This window comes from Reyranella sp. (assembly GCF_030651995.1).
GTDB lineage: Bacteria > Pseudomonadota > Alphaproteobacteria > Reyranellales > Reyranellaceae > Reyranella.
On record NZ_JAUSBN010000035.1, the window covers coordinates 104,820 to 123,429 of the forward strand.

The 18,610-nt window shown below is 66.3% G+C and carries 20 protein-coding genes; 10 read left to right on the forward strand and 10 right to left on the reverse strand.

Going from position 1 to position 18,610, the window contains the following annotated elements; all coding sequences use genetic code 11:
- From Q7V45_RS09700 to Q7V45_RS09710, 3 genes are read left to right on the forward strand one after another with little or no spacing between them, the layout of a single operon-like run.
- Positions 1-1,008: a branched-chain amino acid ABC transporter permease gene (locus Q7V45_RS09700; RefSeq protein ID WP_304850761.1), complete on the forward strand. Its 1,008-nt coding sequence runs from the start codon at positions 1-3 to the stop codon at positions 1,006-1,008.
- A gap of 1 nt (position 1,009) precedes the next feature.
- On the forward strand, positions 1,010-1,780 hold the full coding sequence (locus tag Q7V45_RS09705; protein WP_304850764.1) for an ABC transporter ATP-binding protein: 771 nt from the start codon (positions 1,010-1,012) through the stop codon (positions 1,778-1,780).
- Positions 1,777-2,493 carry an ABC transporter ATP-binding protein gene (locus Q7V45_RS09710; protein ID WP_304850766.1) on the forward strand — a complete coding sequence of 239 codons (717 nt, stop codon included), beginning with the start codon at positions 1,777-1,779 and terminating at the stop codon, positions 2,491-2,493. Before Q7V45_RS09705 ends, Q7V45_RS09710 begins: the two co-directional genes overlap by 4 nt.
- Here the strand turns inward: Q7V45_RS09710 and Q7V45_RS09715 are convergent.
- On the reverse strand, positions 2,478-3,860 hold the full coding sequence (locus tag Q7V45_RS09715) for a HAMP domain-containing sensor histidine kinase (RefSeq protein WP_304850771.1): 1,383 nt from the start codon (positions 3,858-3,860) through the stop codon (positions 2,478-2,480). The two genes, Q7V45_RS09710 and Q7V45_RS09715, sit on opposite strands and share 16 nt — an antisense overlap.
- Complete coding sequence (locus Q7V45_RS09720) at positions 3,838-4,512, reverse strand: response regulator transcription factor (protein ID WP_304850774.1); 675 nt, start codon at positions 4,510-4,512, stop codon at positions 3,838-3,840. Before Q7V45_RS09720 ends, Q7V45_RS09715 begins: the two co-directional genes overlap by 23 nt.
- A gap of 133 nt (positions 4,513-4,645) precedes the next feature.
- Here Q7V45_RS09720 and Q7V45_RS09725 point away from each other — a divergent pair, with 133 nt between their 5' ends.
- A complete protein-coding gene (locus tag Q7V45_RS09725) occupies positions 4,646-6,160 on the forward strand; it encodes a Do family serine endopeptidase (RefSeq protein ID WP_304850776.1) in 1,515 nt (504 codons plus the stop codon).
- Positions 6,161-6,517: 357 nt separating this feature from the next.
- Here the strand turns inward: Q7V45_RS09725 and Q7V45_RS09730 are convergent, their stop codons facing one another.
- Positions 6,518-7,006 carry a CoA-binding protein gene (locus Q7V45_RS09730; RefSeq protein ID WP_304850778.1) on the reverse strand — a complete coding sequence of 163 codons (489 nt, stop codon included), beginning with the start codon at positions 7,004-7,006 and terminating at the stop codon, positions 6,518-6,520.
- A 13-nt stretch (positions 7,007-7,019) separates the two neighbouring features.
- Here Q7V45_RS09730 and Q7V45_RS09735 point away from each other — a divergent pair, with 13 nt between their 5' ends.
- Positions 7,020-8,180 carry an NADH:flavin oxidoreductase/NADH oxidase gene (locus Q7V45_RS09735; RefSeq protein WP_304850781.1) on the forward strand — a complete coding sequence of 387 codons (1,161 nt, stop codon included), beginning with the start codon at positions 7,020-7,022 and terminating at the stop codon, positions 8,178-8,180.
- Positions 8,181-8,243: 63 nt separating this feature from the next.
- Here the strand turns inward: Q7V45_RS09735 and Q7V45_RS09740 are convergent, their stop codons facing one another.
- Genes Q7V45_RS09740 through Q7V45_RS09760 form a run of 5 tightly spaced genes read right to left on the reverse strand, consistent with a single transcriptional unit; the run spans position 8,244 to position 13,539 of the window.
- Positions 8,244-9,053: an ABC transporter permease gene (locus tag Q7V45_RS09740; RefSeq protein ID WP_304850784.1), complete on the reverse strand. Its 810-nt coding sequence runs from the start codon at positions 9,051-9,053 to the stop codon at positions 8,244-8,246.
- Entirely contained in the window at positions 9,050-9,937 is an 888-nt protein-coding gene (locus tag Q7V45_RS09745) for an ABC transporter permease (protein ID WP_304851052.1), read from the reverse strand. Before Q7V45_RS09745 ends, Q7V45_RS09740 begins: the two co-directional genes overlap by 4 nt.
- A 17-nt stretch (positions 9,938-9,954) precedes the next feature.
- The gene (locus Q7V45_RS09750) at positions 9,955-11,088 is read right to left on the reverse strand and encodes an ABC transporter ATP-binding protein (protein WP_370692584.1); all 1,134 of its coding nucleotides are present in this window, start codon (positions 11,086-11,088) and stop codon (positions 9,955-9,957) included.
- A 4-nt stretch (positions 11,089-11,092) separates the two neighbouring features.
- Complete coding sequence (locus Q7V45_RS09755; protein WP_304850789.1) at positions 11,093-12,196, reverse strand: ABC transporter substrate-binding protein; 1,104 nt, start codon at positions 12,194-12,196, stop codon at positions 11,093-11,095.
- Positions 12,197-12,222: 26 nt separating this feature from the next.
- Entirely contained in the window at positions 12,223-13,539 is a 1,317-nt protein-coding gene (locus Q7V45_RS09760) for an NtaA/DmoA family FMN-dependent monooxygenase (protein WP_304850792.1), read from the reverse strand.
- Between the two features lie 166 nt (positions 13,540-13,705).
- Between Q7V45_RS09760 and Q7V45_RS09765 the strand changes: the two genes are divergently transcribed.
- Complete coding sequence (locus Q7V45_RS09765; protein WP_304850796.1) at positions 13,706-14,467, forward strand: class II aldolase/adducin family protein; 762 nt, start codon at positions 13,706-13,708, stop codon at positions 14,465-14,467.
- A gap of 78 nt (positions 14,468-14,545) precedes the next feature.
- Here the strand turns inward: Q7V45_RS09765 and Q7V45_RS09770 are convergent, their stop codons facing one another.
- Positions 14,546-15,523 carry a tripartite tricarboxylate transporter substrate binding protein gene (locus Q7V45_RS09770; RefSeq protein WP_304850799.1) on the reverse strand — a complete coding sequence of 326 codons (978 nt, stop codon included), beginning with the start codon at positions 15,521-15,523 and terminating at the stop codon, positions 14,546-14,548.
- A gap of 74 nt (positions 15,524-15,597) precedes the next feature.
- Positions 15,598-16,395 carry an enoyl-CoA hydratase gene (locus tag Q7V45_RS09775; RefSeq protein WP_304850802.1) on the reverse strand — a complete coding sequence of 266 codons (798 nt, stop codon included), beginning with the start codon at positions 16,393-16,395 and terminating at the stop codon, positions 15,598-15,600.
- A gap of 33 nt (positions 16,396-16,428) precedes the next feature.
- On the opposite strand from Q7V45_RS09775, the gene Q7V45_RS09780 reads away from it, so the two are divergent.
- From Q7V45_RS09780 to Q7V45_RS09795, 4 genes are all read left to right on the forward strand, one after another.
- Positions 16,429-16,848 carry a PaaI family thioesterase gene (locus Q7V45_RS09780; protein ID WP_304850805.1) on the forward strand — a complete coding sequence of 140 codons (420 nt, stop codon included), beginning with the start codon at positions 16,429-16,431 and terminating at the stop codon, positions 16,846-16,848.
- 116 nt (positions 16,849-16,964) lie between these two features.
- Complete coding sequence (gene rplM, locus Q7V45_RS09785) at positions 16,965-17,444, forward strand: 50S ribosomal protein L13 (RefSeq protein WP_304850808.1); 480 nt, start codon at positions 16,965-16,967, stop codon at positions 17,442-17,444.
- Position 17,445: 1 nt separating this feature from the next.
- Positions 17,446-17,928: a 30S ribosomal protein S9 gene (rpsI, locus tag Q7V45_RS09790; protein WP_304850811.1), complete on the forward strand. Its 483-nt coding sequence runs from the start codon at positions 17,446-17,448 to the stop codon at positions 17,926-17,928.
- A 90-nt stretch (positions 17,929-18,018) separates the two neighbouring features.
- The gene (locus tag Q7V45_RS09795) at positions 18,019-18,555 is read left to right on the forward strand and encodes a gamma carbonic anhydrase family protein (protein ID WP_304850814.1); all 537 of its coding nucleotides are present in this window, start codon (positions 18,019-18,021) and stop codon (positions 18,553-18,555) included.
- Positions 18,556-18,610: the final 55 nt, after the last annotated feature.

Below are 18,610 nucleotides of genomic sequence, written 5' to 3' on the forward strand. Positions count from 1 at the left end.
ATGGCGGGACGTTGGCGTGATCTCGGCCTTGCTGCGCTGGGCCTCCTGCTGCTGCTGCTGGTGCCCGTGTTCGGCGCGCCGCCGGCCATCCGCGACTTCATCATGTTCGGCATGGCCTACGGGCTGCTGGCCATGTCGCTCAACCTGCTGATCGGCTACACCGGGCTGGTATCGTTCGGGCACGCGATGTTCTTCGCCGCCGGCGCCTACGCGTTTGGCCTCGCGATGCAGTCGGGCAAGTTCTCGATTCCCGGCGCCTTCGTGCTGGCGATCGGCTTCACGGCCCTCATGGCGCTGATCGTCGGCGCGATCTGCGTTCGGCTGAACGAGATCTACTTCGCCTTCCTGACGCTCGCCTTCCAGATGCTGTTCTACAACATCATCCTGGGCTGGGTGTCGTTCACGGGCGGCGACCAGGGGCTGATGGGCGGCATCCCGCGGCCGAAATTTCTGGGCATCGATCTCGCCGACCGGACGCAGCTCTACATCTTCTGTTCCGTGGCGTTCGTCGTCTGCATCGCCATCCTGCGCCAGGTGGTGACGTCGCCGTTCGGCTACACGCTGCGCATGATCCGCGACAACCAGGAGCGCGCGGCCTTCCTCGGCATCAACGTGATCATGGTCAAGCTGGCCTGCTTCGTCATCTCCGCCTGCATCGCGGGGGTGGGCGGCATCCTGCTCACCCTGTTCGTGTCGGGCGCCTATCCCAATTTCGGCTTCTGGACGACCTCGGGCGAGGCGATCTTCATGATCCTGCTGGGCGGATCGAACGTCTTCCTGGGGCCGCTGGTCGGCACGGTGATCCTGCGCCTGCTGAACGACATCACGGTCACCTACACCAGCCACACGGAACTGGTGCTGGGCATCGTGATCCTCGTCCTGGTCCTCGGGCTGCGAAAGGGCCCGCTCGACCTGCTGGCCGAGCGCTGGGAGAATCGGCGGCAGGCCAAGGCCCAGGCGGTGCGCGACGCGGCCGACAAGGACGCGCAGGCGGGCAGGGACGCCTGACATGCTGAAGCTCGAGAATCTCAAGAAGTCCTTCGGCGGCGTGGCGGCCACGCGCGATGTCACCCTCGACTTCGCCGACGGCTCGCTCAGCGCCATCATCGGCCCCAACGGCGCCGGAAAGACGACGCTGTTCAACCTGATCACCGGCCGCTTCCCGCCCGACACGGGGCGCATCCTGCTGGCGGGTGAGAACATCGCCGGCCTGTCGCAGCGTCGGATCGTGCGGCTGGGCATCGGCCGCGCCTTCCAGGTGGCGAGCCTGTTCCCGACGCTCACCGTATCGGAGGCTCTGGCGGCGGCGGCGCAGGCTCATCAGCGTCGCGAGACCGTGCTGCGCTCGCCGTTTCCGCTCGCCGCGACAACAAAGCAGGGCGACGAGATCATGGAACTGCTGGGGCTCACGCGGGTCGCAGGCATCCTGAGCCGCAACCTGAGCCACGGCGACCAGAAGCTGCTCGACATCGGTCTGGCGCTGGCGCTCGATCCCAAGGTGCTGCTGCTCGACGAGCCGACCGCCGGCATGGGGCCGGAGGAGCGCTGGCGCATGATCGAGACGGTGCAGCGCCTGTGGCGGGCGCGGCGCATGACGCTGATCTTCATCGAGCATGACATGGACATCGTCTTCAAGGTCGCACAGACGGTGCGCGTCCTGTCCTACGGGTCTGTGCTGGCCGAAGGAACGCCCGACGAGGTCCGCACCAACGCCAAGGTGATCGAGGCCTATCTCGGCAAGTCCGCGCACGGGACCGCAGGGCAGGGAGCGACGGCATGAGCGCCGGAGAGATCCTGAGGGTCGATGATATCGACGTCTTCTACGGCGCCAGCCAGATCCTGTTCGGCGTCTCGTTCGCGGTGGAGAAGGGTCAGTCGCTGGCGCTGCTCGGCCGCAACGGCGCGGGCAAGAGCACGACCATGAAGGCCATCATCGGCATTGCGCCTGCCAGGCGCGGCCGGGTCTTCGTGCGCGGCACGCCGATGCAGAAGTTCACGCCCGATCGCATCGCCCGCGAGGGTGTGGGCTTCGTGCCGGAGGACCGGCAGATCTTCCCGGAGCACTCGGTCGAGGACAATCTGAAGATCGCGATCAAGCCGGGCGTCGGTGGGCGCATCGACTGGACCCTGGAGAATATCTACGACGTCTTTCCGATCCTCGCCTCGATGCGCGGACGCATGGGCGGGAGGCTGTCGGGCGGCGAGCAGCAGATGCTCACCATTGCGCGCACGCTCATGGGAAATCCCGACGTCGTGCTGCTGGACGAGCCCAGCGAGGGCCTGGCGCCGATCATCGTCGAGAAGATCGGCGAACTGATCCAGCGCCTGCGGGACATGGGCACGACCCTGATCGTGGCCGAGCAGAACATGCACTTCTGCCTCGATATCGCGAGCCACGTGGCGGTGATCGACAAGGGCCACATCGTCTATCGCGGCTCGATCGACGAGCTTCGCGCCAACGACGACGTGAAGAAACGCTACCTGGCGGTCTGAAGGACGACGCGCAGGCCGGGCTTGGCATCTTCCAGCCGGATCGTGAGCCCGTGCAAGCCCGCGATCGCCTTGACCATGGCCAGGCCGAGGCCGCTGCCCGACGTCGAGCGGCTGCGGTCGAGACGGTAGAATCGGTCGAAGACCTTTTCGTGCTCGGAGGTGGGGATACCCGGCCCGTTGTCGGCGACTTCGATCTCGAACCCGTCGCCCTGCCGGTGCAGGTCGAGGCGGACGTTCGTGCCTTCCGGCGTATGGCGCAGCGCGTTCTCCAGCAGGTTGGACACGAGCTGGGCCATCAGCTGGCGGTCGCCGGTCAGCGTGGCGCCGGGCTCGACCTGAACCTCGAGGGTGCGATCCAAATCCTCGGCGACGGGTTGGTAGGTCTCGCCCAGGCTTTTCACCAGGGCGGAGACGTCGAAAGGAGCGAAGGCGCTCTTCTGCGCGCCGGCCTCGACCTGGGCGATGCGCAGCAAGGCCGAGAAGGTCTCTAGCAGGGCATCCGCTTCCTCGATGGCGGCATCGGTGGCGGCGCTGTAGTCGGCGGTCGTGGTGGCCCGCTCGCGGGCATCCTCCAGCCGCTGGCGCAGGCGGCCGAGCGGCGTGCGCAGGTCGTGGGCGATGTCGCTCGACACCTGGCGCAGCCCGTCCATGAGCTGCTGGATGCGGGCCAGCATGGCGTTGAGGCTGGCCACGAGCTGGTCGATCTCGTCGTGCGTGCCGCGCACGGGAATGCGGGCGGAAAGATCGCCTTCCATGATGGCGCGGCTGGTGCGCGTGATCGTGTCGATGCGGCGCAGGAAATTGCTGCCGAGCAGCGCGCCGCCGGCGATCGCCAGCAGCAGGGTGAGACCGCCCGACCAGACGAACGCGCGGATGATGGCGCGCTGCATGTCGACCAGGCGGTTGGCGTCCTGGGCCACCAGCAGGAACGAGCCGTCCGGCAGGGTGAGGCCGAAGCCCGTCAGCTTGGGTCGCTCCCCGGGACGCACGGGATCGATGTCGGGCTGGGGCTGGTCGGGTTCGAAGTCGATGGCGCCGTTGACCGGCGGCATGCCCGGCAGGTTGCCGACGACGACACGTCGGTTGGGCGCCTGCAACAGGTAGAAGATCGGGCCCCGGGTGCGGAAGTTGATGCGCCGCGTGATCTGCTCGGCGAGGCCCGCCAGGCCGCTGCGGCGGTGAACTTCGGCGAGCTGGTAGGCCTCGGAGCGCAGGACGGCGGCCATGTCGTTCTGCATCGCCGCGGTCGCCGTCCAGTAGACGCTGGCGAACAGCACGCCGGCGGACAGGATGAAGAGGACGGCGTAGAGCAGCGGCAGGCGGAAGCTCGCCGAGCGCAGGATCCTAATCAGGCGCGCGGATGACATAGCCTGCCCCCCTGATCGTATGGAGCAGCGGCTTGTCGAAGCCCTTGTCGATCTTGGAGCGCAGCCGGCTGATATGGGTCTCGACGATGTTGGTCTTGGGATCGAAATGGAAGTCCCAGACCTTCTCGAGCAGCATGGTGCGGGTCACCACCTCGCCGGCATGGCGCAGCAGGTACTCGAGGACCTTGAATTCCTGGGCGAGCAGCTCGATCCGCTTGCCGCCGCGCGTCACGGTGCGCGCCAGCAGATTCATTTCGAGATCGCCGGCGACGAGGGAGGTCGCCGCGACGATCGGCGGGCGGCGGGAGAGGGCACCGACGCGCGCCCTGAGTTCGGCGAAGGCGAAGGGCTTGGTAAGGTAGTCGTCGCCGCCGGCCTCCAGCCCCGCGACGCGGTCGTCGACCCCGCTCATCGTGGTGAGGAACAGGACCGGCGCCTTCATGCCCGTGGCGCGGGCCGCCTTGACGAGCGAGAGCCCGTCCATCTGCGGCAGCATGCGGTCGACGATCAGGACGTCGTACTTCTCGCCCGTGGCCAGGTAGAGGCCGTCGCGCCCGTTGTCGGCATGGTCGACCACGTGGCCGTGCTCGCGCAGGCCCTTGGCGATGTAGTCGGCGGTTTGCTTGTCGTCTTCGACGAGGAGGATCTTCACGGCGCCCGTCTATCCGGCGCCGGCTCCCGGCGCAACGTTCCCCAACTATACAAACATTCAATCCTGCGGCCATCAGGGCGCTACGGGTCCTCCCCCATATTCCGGGCACCCCCCAAGGAGGAGGCTGTAGATCATGACCAAGACCAAGTCCCGTATCCTGACCGCTCTGGCGCTCACCACCGCCCTGACGGCGCCTGCCCTGATCGCCCCGATGTTCACCGCCCCCGCGGCCATCGCCGGCCAGACGACCATGCCCGTTCAGGACTTCTCGGACCTGGCTGCCAAGGTAACCCCTGCGGTCGTCAATGTCGCCGTGACCATGAAGGCCGGCGCGGACGACGGCGACGAGACCCGCATGTCGGACTCGCAGCAGAAGCAGATGGAAGAGTTCATGAAGCGCTTCGCGGAGCGCTTCGGCCAGCCGATGCAGCCGGGTCGTCCGGACGGCAAGGGCCGCCCGCAGTCGAAGGACAAGGCCCAGGCCGTCGGCACGGGCTTCATCATCGACGCCAAGGGCGTGATCGTCACCAACTACCACGTGGTCAGCAAGGCCGACTCGATCACTGTCACCATGGCAGACGGCACCAAGCTGCCGGCCAAGCTGATGGGCGGCGACGAGAAGACCGACCTGGCCGTGCTGAAGGTCGAGAGCGACAAGCCGCTCCCGTACGTCTCGTTCGGCGACGCCGGCAAGGTGCGCGTCGGCCAGCCGGTTATGGCGGTCGGCAACCCGTTCGGCCTCGGTGGCACCGTGACCACGGGCATCGTGTCGGCGCGCGGCCGTGACATCCAGTCCGGCCCGTTCGACGACTACATCCAGACCGACGCCGCCATCAATCGCGGCAACTCGGGCGGCCCGCTGTTCGACATGGACGGCAACGTGATCGGCATCAACACGGCCATCTACTCGCCGACCGGCGGCAGCATCGGGCTGGGCTTTGCCATCCCGTCCTCGCTGGCGCAGCCGGTGGTGGCGGAGCTGAAGGACAGCGGCCGGGTCGAACGTGGCCTGCTCGGTGTCCAGATCCAGCCGGTCTCGAAGGAGATCGCGGAAAGCCTGTCGCTGAAGAGCGAAAAGGGCGCCCTGGTGGCGGTGGTCCAGCCGGACAGTGCGGCGCTCGCAGCCGGTGTCCAGTCGGGTGACGTGATCGTCAGCGTCGACGGCAAGAAGGTCGACGGCATCAAGGAGCTGACCCGCTCGATCTCCGCGGTCAAGCCGGGCACTTCGGTCAAGCTGGGTGTGTGGCGCGACGGCAAGGAGATGACGCTCACCGCCAAGGTCGGCGGCCAGAAGGACGACGCGATCGTCAAGGCCAGCGCCGACGGCAAGGACGGAGCCGCGAAGCCGGCGCCGCTCTCCTACGGTGTCTCGCTGGCGCCGCTCTCCCCGGAGGCGCGCAAGAAGCTCGGCCTCGACGGTGACGTGAAGGGTGTGGTCGTCGCCACGGTCGAGCCGGGCAGCCCGGCCGACGACCAGGGCCTCAAGGCCGGCGACGTGCTCCAGCAGGTCGGCAAGGACGCCGTCGACAGCCCGAAGATGGCTGCCGAGAAGCTCAAGGAAGCGAAGACCACCGGCAAGCCGGTGCTGATGAAGGTGTTTCGAGAGGGGATGACGCGCTTTGTCGCTATCTCTCCCCGGGCGGCCTAGCAAACCTCTCGATCGGCCGGAGCCTTCGGGCTCCGGCCGAAGCCTTCCAGCCTGGCGTTGCAGGCGTTGCTTTCAGACTTCGAGGTCGAAGCGGAGCCGCTATCTCTCCCCGGGTGGCCGAGCAGAACCTCAGTAAGGAGCCGGCGGTGGCCCCACCACCGCCGGTTTTCCTCACCTGACGATATCTCTCAGGGGGGCCGTGTCATTCCCGGCGAAGACCGGGAGGACGCGATCATGAGGGGGAGCGGGAGGTCTGCGGCCTGGTGTGGCGGTGCCGCGGACCTCCCAAACCCCGTTCAGCTGCCGGCCTCAGACCGGCTTTTATTTTGCTGGAGTGTCGCGCCCTCAGCGATAACGTCACAGCGCGCGCTTCTTCGAGGAGATGACGCCGCTGGCGATGCCGTGCCATTCGATGGTGCCGGCGAGGCGGGAATGCTCGATCTTGGGGCAGCGGTTCATCACCACCTTGAGGCCGGCTTTCTCGGCGCGCACAGCGGCGTCCATGTTCACCACGCCGAGCTGCATCCAGACGACCTTGGCGCCGTGCTTGATGGCCTCGTCGGTGATCGGGCCGGCGGCCTCGGAATTGCGGAAGATGTCGACCATGTCGACCTTCACCGGCAGCTCGTCGAGCGAGCCGTAGACCTTCTGGCCGAGGATTTCCTGACCCTTGGCGGCGGGATTCACCGGAATAACCTTGTAGCCACGATCCAGCAGATATTTCATGGCGAAATAGCTGGGACGATTCCAGTTGGCCGAGGCGCCAACCATGGCGATGGTCCGGGTATCGCGCAGGATCTTGCGCAGGTACAGATCGTCGTAACGGTCGCTGAAGGCGGCTTGCATGGGGGGAGTATACATGGCCGGTCCGATGCTGTTCGAGCCGATTTCGATCCGCGACGTCACCCTGAAGAACCGGGTCGTCGTGGCGCCGATGCACCAGTACGCGGCCGAGAAGGGCTTCGCGACCGACTGGCACCTGGTGAATGCCGGCCGTTATGCCGCCGGCGGCGCCGGGCTCGTCATCATGGAATCGACCAAGGTCGAGCGGCGGGGATGCGGCACGGTCGGCGATCTCGGCCTGTGGGACGATGCGTTCATCCCCGGCCTCAAGCGCTGCGTCGATTTCATCCGGCTGCACAATTCCGTGCCGGGCATCCAGCTCGGCCATTCCGGTCGCAAGGCGCGGCGCGCTCGGCCGTGGGAGGGCGGGGCGCCGTTGAAGCAAACCCCGGAGATCGACGACTGGGATCAGTGGGAGCTCGTCTCCTCGAGCGGCATCAACTCACCCGACACCGATCCGACGCCGCGGGCGCTGACCCTGGCGGAGATTCCGGAGGCGGTCGAGCGCTGGGGACAGGCGGCGCGGCGCGCGCACGAGGCCGGGTTCGACGTGCTCGATATCCACATGGCGCATGGCTACCTGATCCACCAGTTCCTCTCGCCGTTCTCCAATGTGCGCAACGACCAGTATGGCGGCAGCGAGCTCAATCGCATGCGCTTCGCCATCGAGGTCGTGGAGAGCGTGCGCGCGCACTGGCCGGCCTCGAAGCCGCTGTTCGTGCGCCTCTCGGTCGAGGACGATTCCGGCTGGGGGCCGGACCAGAGCGTCGCGCTGGCGAAGATCCTGAAGCCCAAGGGCGTCGACGTGATCGACTGCAGCTCGGGCGGCATGCGCGGCTCGCCGGTGGTGAGCGCGGGACCCGTGACCTACGGATACCAGGTGCCCTATGCCGACCGGCTGAAGAACGATGCCGGCATTCTGAGCATGGCGGTCGGCCTGATCGTCCATGCCGACCAGGCGGAGAAGATCCTGCAGGAAGGTCGCGCCGACCTGATCGCGCTGGCGCGCGAGCTTCTGTACAATCCGAATTGGCCGATGGATGCCGCGCAGAAGCTGGGCGTCGACCCGAAGTTCGCGTCCGTGCCGCCGGCGCAGGCCTACTGGCTGGCCAAGCGCGCACAGTCCGTGAAGTCGGTCGTGCCATCGACCTACATGAAGGGCCTCAACGCAGGGTGACCGCGGCCTGTCACCCGGACGTGACACCGGGAGGCGCCGTACCTGCCTGGGCGGCGCCGGCGCTCAAGGCGCAGCAGAAGAGGTAGCCATCCGGTTCTGCTCGGCGCGCTTGCGCAGGAGATGCGCGGCGCCCATCAGCGCGGCCGTCAGCACGATCGTGAGGGTGGAGACGGCCGCAATGGTCGGATCGATCTGGAACCGCAGATCGTCCCACATGCGGCGCGGCAGGGTGACTGCGCCGGTTCCGGAAATGAACAGGGCCACGATCAGCTCGTCGAACGAGGTGATGAACGCGAACAGCGCACCCACCAGCACGCCGGGCTGGATCAGCGGCAAGGTTACCTGGAAGAAGGTGGCGCCGGGCGTCGCGCCGAGGCTGAGGGCGGCCTGTTCCAGCCGCGGGTCGATGCCCGAGAGGCTCGCCGTCACGCTGGTGACGACGAAGGGCACCGCGAGACAGGTGTGCGCCAGCACCATCGCGATCGGCGTGCCGACCAGGCCGTAGCGCGAGTAGGCATAGTAGATGCCGATTGCCACGACGATGCCGGGCACGATCAGCGGCGACAGGATCAGGCCGGCCGCGACGACGCGCAGTCCCTTGGGCAGGCGCGCAATGCCGAGCGCCGCGAGCGTGCCGAGGAAGGTCGCCAGCACGACGACGGCGCAGGCCACCCAGATGCTGACCCAGGTCGGCTTCAGCCAGTCGGGATTGCTGAAATAGGCTTCGTACCAGCGCAACCCGAAGGCGGGCGGTGGGAAGGAGAGGTAGGTCGCCGAGGAGAAGGACACGATCGCCACCACGACGATCGGGAACGCCAGGAAGAACAGGATCAGGCCGACGACGCTCGCCGGAAGGATGTGCACCAGCTTCATCGCATGCTCGTCTTGAAGGCATTGCCGACGCCGGGAAGCTTGCGCGCCACGGCGAGGAGGGCGAGCGCCGTCGCCAGCAGGACCGCCGAGAGGGTCGCGGCATAGGCCCAGTTGAGCTGGTCGACCTGCTGGGCGATCAGCATCGACAGGGTGATGTCGCGCGGCCCGCCGACCATGGCCGGCGTGATGTAGAAGCCGAGCGCGAGGACGAAGGTGAGAAGGGTGCCCGCCGCCACCCCCGACATGGATAGCGGCAGGATGACCTGACGGAAGGTCATGAACGGTGTCGCGCCGAGGCCGGAGGCGGCCCGGATCAGCGAGGGATCGATCTGCCGAAGCGCATTGGCGATGGGCAGGATCATGTAGGGCAGGAGGATGTGGATCATCGCGATCTGTGTCGCGAGCGGCGTGTTGAGAATTCGGATCGGCCGCTCGATCATGCCGAGCGCCAGCAATGCCTCGTTGACCAGTCCGTGCCGGCCGAGCAGCACCATCCAGGCGTAGCTGCGCACCAGGACGCTGGTCCAGAAGGGCAGCAGGATGATCACCAGGATGAAGGGCGCCATCGACCTGGAGCGCACCAGCCCCATGGCCACCGGATAACCCAGGATCAGGCATCCCAGGGTGACCGTCACGGAAGTATTGATCGTGATCCAGAAGGTCTTCTGGAACACGACATCATCGAACAAGGTGGCGTAGTGCGAGAGGGTCCAAGTCGGATCGTTCACGCTGCGCAACAGCATCGCCACGACCGGCAGCGCGTAGAAGACCAGCATGTAGATCAGCAGCGGCGCCGCGAGCAGCAAGGGCACCGCTCGACGCCAGTCGAACGGCACCGTCTTCGGCCGACTGACCGCGAGGGCAAGGGAAGCGGGCTGCACCACCTCAGACAAGACCCACCTCAGACAAGAATCGTATCCGCGACGGACCAGGCGATCTCCGCGCGCTCGCCGACGGCGCGGCGGCGGATGGCGGCACTGGACGGTTCCTTGAGCACGATCGACGTGCCGTCACCGGCCTGCAGCATGTAGCGGCAGCGCTCGCCCGCGAACACCGCCTCGGTCACGGTGACGCTCAGCCGGTTCTGCGGATGTGTCCCGGCCTGGTTTGCGTCGGCGAAGCGCAGCCGTTCAGGCCGCGTCGTGAGCGTCACTTTTTCGCCGCTCGCCGGCCGTCCGGGGCAAAGCGCGCGAATCAGCGTGCCTTCGCATTCCGCCACGACCACGTCGTCCTCGAGGTCGCGCACGATGGCCGGCAGGAAGTTCGATTCGCCGATGAAGCCTGCAACGAAGCGGTTGTCGGGCCGGTCGTAGAGATCCTCGGGGCTTCCGACCTGCGCCACCTTGCCGTCGTTCATGACGGCGATGCGGTCGGACATGGTGAGCGCCTCTTCCTGGTCGTGCGTCACGTAGATGAAGGTGATGCCGAGGTCGGCGTGCAGGCGGCGCATCTCGAGCTGAAGGTTTTCGCGCAGCTGCTTGTCGAGCGCCCCCAGCGGCTCGTCCATCAACAGGAGACGCGGTTTGAAGACGACGGCCCGCGCGACCGCGACGCGCTGCTGCTGGCCGCCCGAAAGTTGGCGCGGATAGCGCGCGCCGTAGCCCGGCAGGTGCACCAGTTCCAGCGCCTCCGCCACCAGCTTCGCGCGTTCGGCCTTGGAAACGCCGCGCTGCTTCAGGGGAAAACCGACATTCTCCTCGACGGTGAGGTGAGGGAAGAGCGCGTAGTTCTGGAACACCATGCCGATGTTGCGCCGGTAGGGCGGCATGGCGACGACCGACTTGCCGTCGATCGCGATATCGCCGGCGGTCGGCGTCTCGAAGCCCGCGATCATCATCAGGGTCGTGGTCTTGCCCGAGCCGCTGGGGCCAAGCAGCGTGAGGAACTCGCCCGAGCGGATGTCGAGCGACACGCCGTCCACGGCCTTGGCGACGGCGTTGGCGCGGTCGTAGGTCTTCTCCAGGTCAGAGAGCGTCACCGACGCGCCCCGGCCGATGGGACCCGAGCCGGCTCCGTTCGTGCCAGCGCTTGTCATGGCGTCAGCTCAACAGCCACTTGTTGAACTTCGGAATCACCGCCTCGCGATTGTCGATCCACCAATCGTAGTTGTAGTTGACGAGCTGCTTCTTGATGTCCGGGGCGCTGGGCAGGACGGCCAGGCGTTCCGCCGGGATGTACTCGTTCGACTTGGCGTTCACCGAACCATAGGGAATTCCAAGGCAGACCCGGGCCTGCGGGATGGCCATGGTCGAGTAGGCCGCGAACTTCATGGCGTTGACCTTGTTCTTGGCGCCCTTGGGAATGCCCCAGGCATCGCGCTTCAGCAGGCCCTGGTTCCAGCTGACCGCCGCGGGCACGCCGGCGGCTTGCAGCGCGGCCATGCGGCCGTTCCACACCGTGGTCATCGTGACTTCGCGATCGGTCAGGAGCTGGATGGGCACCGCGCCGGTGTCCCACCACTTGAAGACATCCTTCTTGATCTTGCTGTAGCTGGCCAGCGCCTTGTCGATGTCGATCGGGTAGAGCTTGTCGGCCGGGACACCGGCCGCCATCAGCGCGAATTCCATCTCGGGCCAGCCGCCGCTGTTGGTGCCAAACATGGCGCGGTCGCCGGGAAACTTCTTGGTGTCCCAGAAGTCGGCCCAGCCCGACGGGACGGCGCCCTTGAAGGCATCGGTGCGATAGGCGAGGACCTGCGCCCAGACCAGCATCTCGAGGCCGTACTCGAAGCGGTACTGGGCCTCGACGCCGGGATCGACGATGTCGTAGTCGATCTTCTCGAAGTAATCGCCGCGCTTCTGGAGGTTCATGATCGATCCGCGGCTGAGCTGCGCCATGTCCCATTCGACGTTGCCGGTGTCGACCATGGCCTTGATCTTGGTCGCGTCGGAGCCCGGGAAGGCGCGCACCTTGATGCCGGTAATCTTCTCGAACGGCTCGAAATAGGCCTTCTGTTGAACCTCCTGCATCAAGCCGCCGAAGGTGGCGATACGGACCTCGCCGCTGCCTTTGAGGATATCGGGCACGGTCGTCTGCTCGGGCCAGGCGGCCTGGCCGTAGCTCGGACGGATGAAGGGGGCTGCCACGAGACCTGCGCCAATGAGGCCCAGGGTCGTACGCCTGCCGATGGTCTTCTTGCTCATGGTGTCGTCCTTCCCGTTCGGCTGGATCAGTAAGCGAGGAGATTTTCCCTGAACTGCTTGTGCTCGTAGGCCTTGCGCACCAGGCCGCGATCCTGGAGGGCCGGGACCAGCCCGTCCTCGATCTCGGCCAGGGTGCGGCGGTTAACGTTGGGCATGGAGAACAGGAACCCGTCGCCGCCGACCTCCTGCATGACCTCGCCCATGCGCGCGGCCACCGAATCGCAGGTGCCGCAGAGATCGATCGACAGGTCGACGGCGTTGAACGAGGCCATGGTCTGTCGGATCGAGCGGCCGGCGGCCAGGGTCCGGAACTGTTCGAGGTTGAGCTGGTGACCGTTGGTGGTCACGTCGTCGGGCAGAGGCTTGTCGAGGTCGAACCTGCCGAAGTCGATGTTGGTGACCTTGCCGAAGTGGGCGAGGCGTTCCTGGATGTTGGCCTGCGCCATGCACTCGCGCTTCTTCTTGCGCTCCAGTGCCTCTTCCATGGTCTCGCCGAGAATCGGGTTGATCAGGTAGAGCACCTTGCAATCGCTCGGCTTACGGCCCTGCGCGATCATGTGTTTGTGCACGTCGTCGCGGTAGGCGCGCATGGCGTCGATGCCCTTGGCGTTGACCACGATCGTATCGGCGTGGGCGGCGGCGAAGCGCCGGCCGCGCGGCGAGCCGCCGGCCTGGGCGATCACCGGCCGGCCTTGCGGGCTGGGACCGGAGTTGAGGGGGCCGCGCGTCCTGAAGTACTTGCCCTCGTAGTTCACGCCGTGGACCTTGGTGTGGTCGATCAGGTTGCCGCTCTTGCGGTCGGCGATCATCGCGCCCGGCTCCCACGAGCCCCACAGGCCACGCACCACCTCCATGTATTCGTCGGCCATGTCGTAGCGCAGATCGTGCTCGGGCATGCCGGGCATGCCGAAGTTCATCGCCGCGAAGTCGGAGCTGCCGGTGACGGCATTCCAGCCGGCACGCCCGGCCGACACCTGGTCGAGCGTCGCCATGAGGCGGGCCAGCAAATAGGGGTGGTAGGCGTAGGTGCCGAAGGTGGGCACGATGCCGATACGCGAAGTCACCTGGGTCATCAGCGCAGCGACCACCGACGGATCCTGCCGCGGCACCGCGATGGCCTTCTTCAGGTAGATCTCGGTCGAGCCACCGAAGCTCTCGCCCACATAGGAGGAATCTTCGAGGAGGATGTAGTCGAAGCAGGCACGTTCCAGGCTGCGCGCCATGTCGAGGAAAAGCTCCGGCTGCTCCCAGGTCGTCCCGATGTGACCTGTCCAGGGCTCCCCCCAGGCCTGCACACTGGAGCCCTGCAAGAACCACGCGAGATGAAATGGGTTGGTCGCCACGAACGCCCTCCGATGCCGCCTGCTCGGCATACGTGACGCAAATACTGTGCCGGGAGTTCGCAGGGCGGCTCTGCGTGCCGCAGGGGCAAGAGCGCATCGCCCGTCGGGGCGAGTTGCGTTACGATAAACGCTGCGGCATCGGCCGAAACAAAAGCAGGAGCGCGAAATGGATACGGTGGTGCAACCCGACAAGCTCGAGATGACCGAAGCCGAATGGCAGGCGCGTTGCGATCTCGCGGCGCTCTACCGGATCACCGACCTTTTCGGCTGGACCGACACGATCGACACGCACATGACAGTGCGCATCCCGGGCGAGCCCAAGTGCTTCCTGATCAACAACTACGGCGATCTGTTCGACGAGATCACCGCCTCGAGCCTCGTGAAGATGGACATCGACGGCAACGTCTACGCCAAGGATGGCAAGTTCAACGCCGCCGGCTTCACCATCCATTCGGGCGTCTACAAGGCACGGCCGGATGCAAACTGCGTGATGCATACGCACACCCGCGCCGGCACCGGCGTCTCCGTCCTGAAGAAGGGCATCCGCCCGATCAGCCAGGATGCGCTCTCGGTCTATGACGACCTCGTCTATCATGAGTATGGCATGCCGACGTCCCAGGAAGAGTGCGACGCACTTGGCGTGTCGTGCCAGAGCGGCAATTCCGTCGTGCTGCGCAACCACGGTCTGCTGACCGTCGGTTCCACGATCCCCGGCGCCCTGCGGCGCATGTACATGCTGGAGCGTGCCTGCGAGGTCGAGGTCATCGCCCGCAGCCTCGACGAGGAAGCCGCGCCGATCGAGGAAGACGTGATCCGCCAGTACGGCGAGCGCGCCAAGCAGCAGCGCGCCAATCCGGAGTACGGCCTGACCTACTGGAAGGCCGCGCTGCGCCAGATCGAGGGCAAGGGCATCGACTGGCGGCAGTAGTTCCGCCGGACCGACGATCGGTTCTGCACGCGAAAAGAGCGCGCCGCGAGGCGCGCTCTTCCGATTCGGAGGGGGACGCTACTTCGCCGGTGCCGAGAGCTTGATGATCTCACCCCAGCGACGAAGTTCGTTCGTGAGGTAGGCGCTCAGATCGGCGGGGCCGCCCCGTCGGTCCTCGATCCCCTGCACGCGGAAGGACTCCTTGACCTTGGGGCTATCCATCGCCTTGTCGGCGGCGCGATAGAGCTTGTCGACGATTGGCTGCGGCGTTCCCTTGGGCGCCATCATGTAGAACGACACGTCCGCCACGATGTCGGGATAGCCGAGTTCCTTGAAGGTCGGGATGTCGGGAAGCGCCGCGGCGCGCTTTTCGCCGGTGACGGCGAGCAGCCGGGCCTGCTTCGCGTTATGGACCGGTACGCCCGACGCGACGGGCGTGAACCAGACCTGGATGCGGTTGGTGAGCAGGTCGTTCAGCGCATCGGTGGTGCTCTTGTAAGGGACCATCACCATGTCGATCTTTGCCGCGCGATTGAGCATCTCGCCCAGGAACTGCGGCACGCCGCCGGCGAAGCCAGAGAAGTTGATCTTGCCCGGCTGCTTGCGGGCGAGTTCGACCAGTTCCGCGACGCTCTTCGCCGGCAGCTCGTTGGGCACGAACATCGAATAGTACACGCCGCCCGTGAAGCTGACGGGCGTCAGGTCGTTCAGCAGATTGACCGTGTTGTTGCCGGTGGCCTGGTTGATGATGTTGCTCAGCGAGGCGATCACCACCGTATGGCCGTCTGGCCGCGCCTTCGCCGTGTAGTCGGCGCCGATGTTGCCGGTGGCGCCGGGCCTGTTCTCGACGATGACGCTCTGGCCCAGGGTGGCCGTCATGTCCTGGGCGAGCAGGCGGGCGATGATGTCGTTGGTGGTGCCGGGCCCGAACGGCGCGACGATGACGATGGGTTTGCCCGGCTGAAGATCCTGCGCGACTGCCGGAGCCGCCGCGGCCACCACACTCGCCATTGCCGACGCGACGGCCGCACGCCGGGACAGTTTCATAACCCGCATGTGTCTCCTCCCACTGATTTCTTCTTCTCAGCGGGAGTTAACGGCTCTACGTCGCGGGCCGTCAACTCGGCCCGCTATTTGCCCTTCCACTCCGGCTTGGGCTTCTTGTTCACGAATGCATCGATGCCAGCCTGTGGATCCTCGCGCTGGAGCGCGCCGGCCATGAAGTCGGTCGCGTAGGCGTAGGCCTGCTCGACGGTCATCTCCATGTGCTTTCGGAACATCGCCTTGCCCGACGCGATCTGCTGCGGCGGCTGGGCGGCGATATGGTCGGCCAGCGCCTTGGTTTCGCGATCAAGGTCGGCGGGCGCCACAACGCGGCTCACCAGACCGTCGCGCACCGCCGTCGCGGCATCGACGAACTGGCCGGTGAGCAGCATGTCGAGCGCGCGCTTCGGTCCAATGGTGCGGCCGACCGCCACCGAGGGCGTGCCGCAGAACAGGCCGTTGATGATGCCGGAGGTCGCGAAGGTCGCCGTGCTCGACGCGACCGCGAGGTCGCAGGCGGCGACGAGCTGGCAGCCGGCCGCAGTCGCGACCGATTTCACCTTGGCGATCACCGGCTGGGGCAGGCGGCCGATCGACATCATCATCGCCGAACAGCGTCTCATCAGGTCGTGATGGACGGCATAGTCGCGGGTCGCGGCGACCTCGCGCAGGTCGTGGCCGGTCGAGAAGGCACGGTCGCCGCTCGCCTCGATCACGACGCAGCGGATGCCGGTGTCCCCGGCCAGCCTGTCGAGTTCCGCCTGCAGCGCGTCTATAAGGTCGCCGGAGAGGGCGTTCATGGCGCGCGGGCGGTTGAGCGTGAGGAAGGCGACGCGGCCCTCGTCGCGGCGCAGCAGGACGGGTTCGTTGGAGGCGGCGGTCATGGCGGCAGTCTATGGGAAGAGGGCAGGTGCGTCATGCCGGTGATGTCGCCAGCCGAGTTGATGACGTTCCTCGGCGAGCATTTCCCGCAGGCCGCCCATCTCGGACTCGCCATCGAGCATCTCGACGACCGGATCATCCGCCTGCGCCTGCCGACGCACGAGCGGCATCTGCGACCGGGCGGCACGATCTCGGGCCCGACCCTCATGTGGCTGGTCGATTGCGGTTTCTACCTGCTGATCCTGGGACAGCTCGGACCGGTGGCCCTGGCGGTGACGACCAACCTCAACATCAATTTCATGCGCAAGCCCGAGCCCGCCGACCTGATCGGGGAGGGGCGATTGTTGAAGCTCGGCAAGACCTTGGCGGTTGGGGACTTCACGATCTGGAGCGATGGCAAGCCCGAACCCGTCGCGCATGCCACGGTGACATATGCCATACCACGCAAGCCTTAAATGAGAGGTAATATAATACCTCAGTTTTAAGTTATTGATTCGACGTCGTTTTTTGTGGCGATTTGACAAGTCGCTCCGTGCTGCCCATAAGCGCGCGCTCATTGGAAGAAAGACCCATGCACGCCCTCACGCACTCCACTCCCAGCATCAAGACCGCCGACGTCAAGAAGAAGTGGTTTCTGATCGACGCCGACGGCCTCGTTCTCGGCCGGCTCGCCTCGATCATTGCCATGCGCCTGCGTGGCAAGCACAAGCCGATGTTCACGCCGCACATCGATTGCGGCGACAACATCGTCGTGATCAACGCCGAGAAGGTGCGCCTCACGGGCCGCAAGGCCGAGCGCGAAGTCTTCTACTGGCACACCGGTCACCCCGGCGGCATCAAGGGCGAGACCCTGGGCAAGCGCCTCGAAGGCCGCTTCCCGGAGCGCGTCCTGGTCAAGGCCGTCGAGCGCATGATCACCCGCGGCCCGCTCGGCCGGGCGCAGATGAAGAACCTGCGCGTCTATACCGGACCGAACCACGAGCAGGAGGCCCAGCAGCCCGAGAAGCTCGACATCGCCGCAATGAACCGCAAGAACTCGAGGATCGGCTAACATGGCTACCGAACTTTCGTCGTTTGCCGAACTGAAGAAGGCTCCGACCGCCGGTGCGCAGATTGCCGGCGCGCCCCGTGAGAAGGAAATCGACGCGCAGGGTCGTGCCTATGCCACGGGTCGCCGCAAGAACGCGGTCGCTCGCGTCTGGGTCAAGCCCGGTACCGGCAAGATCACCATCAACGGCCGCGACCAGACGATCTACTTCGCGCGTCCCACGCAGCGCATGATGATCCAGCAGCCGTTCGACGTGACCCAGCGCAACGGCCAGTTCGACGTCGTCGCCACGGTTTCCGGCGGCGGCCTGTCGGGCCAGGCAGGCGCCGTGCGCCACGGCATCTCGCAGGCGCTCACCAAGTTCGAGCCCGGCCTGCGCGGCAGCGTCAAGGCTGCCGGCTTCCTCACCCGCGACAGCCGCGTGGTCGAGCGCAAGAAGTACGGCCGCGCCGGTGCGCGTCGCCGCTTCCAGTTCTCGAAGCGCTGAACCCGCGTTTCCGATATCCTCGAAGGGCGCCTCAGGGCGCCCTTCTTTTTGTCTTTTTGGGATCCTGGTTTTTTGTGGAGTAGCGACTCGATGTCCGGTCTCATCGTGCCTTTCAACGGCTTCGTGCCCCAGGTCCACAGCACGGCGTTCATCGCCCCCAACGCGACGCTGATCGGCGAGGTCGAGATCGCCGCGAACTGCAGCATCTGGTTCGGCGCCGTGCTGCGCGGCGACGGGCCGGGCATCCGGATCGGCGAGAATTCCAACATCCAGGACGGCACCGTGATCCACATCGCCGCGCGCGGCGTCTGTACCGTGGTCGGCCGCAACGTGACCGTCGGTCACCTCGCGCTGCTGCACGCCTGCGAGGTGCAGGACGACGCCTTCATCGGCATGCATTCCACCGTGCTCGACGAGGCGGTGATCGAGACCGGCGCGATGGTTGCGGCGGGAGCGGTGGTGACGCCGCGGAAGATCGTGCGCAAGGGCGAGCTGTGGGCGGGCAATCCCGCGGTGAAGATGCGCGACATCAACGAGAAGGATATCGAGTCCTTCCGGCGCTCGGCCGCCGCCTATGTGCGGCTCGGGCAGCGATACCTGGCCGATCGTCCGAAAGCGGCCGAGTAGGGCGCGGCACGGGCGCGCGCCGGGCAACTCGACGTGCCTCCCGGCGTTTCACCCG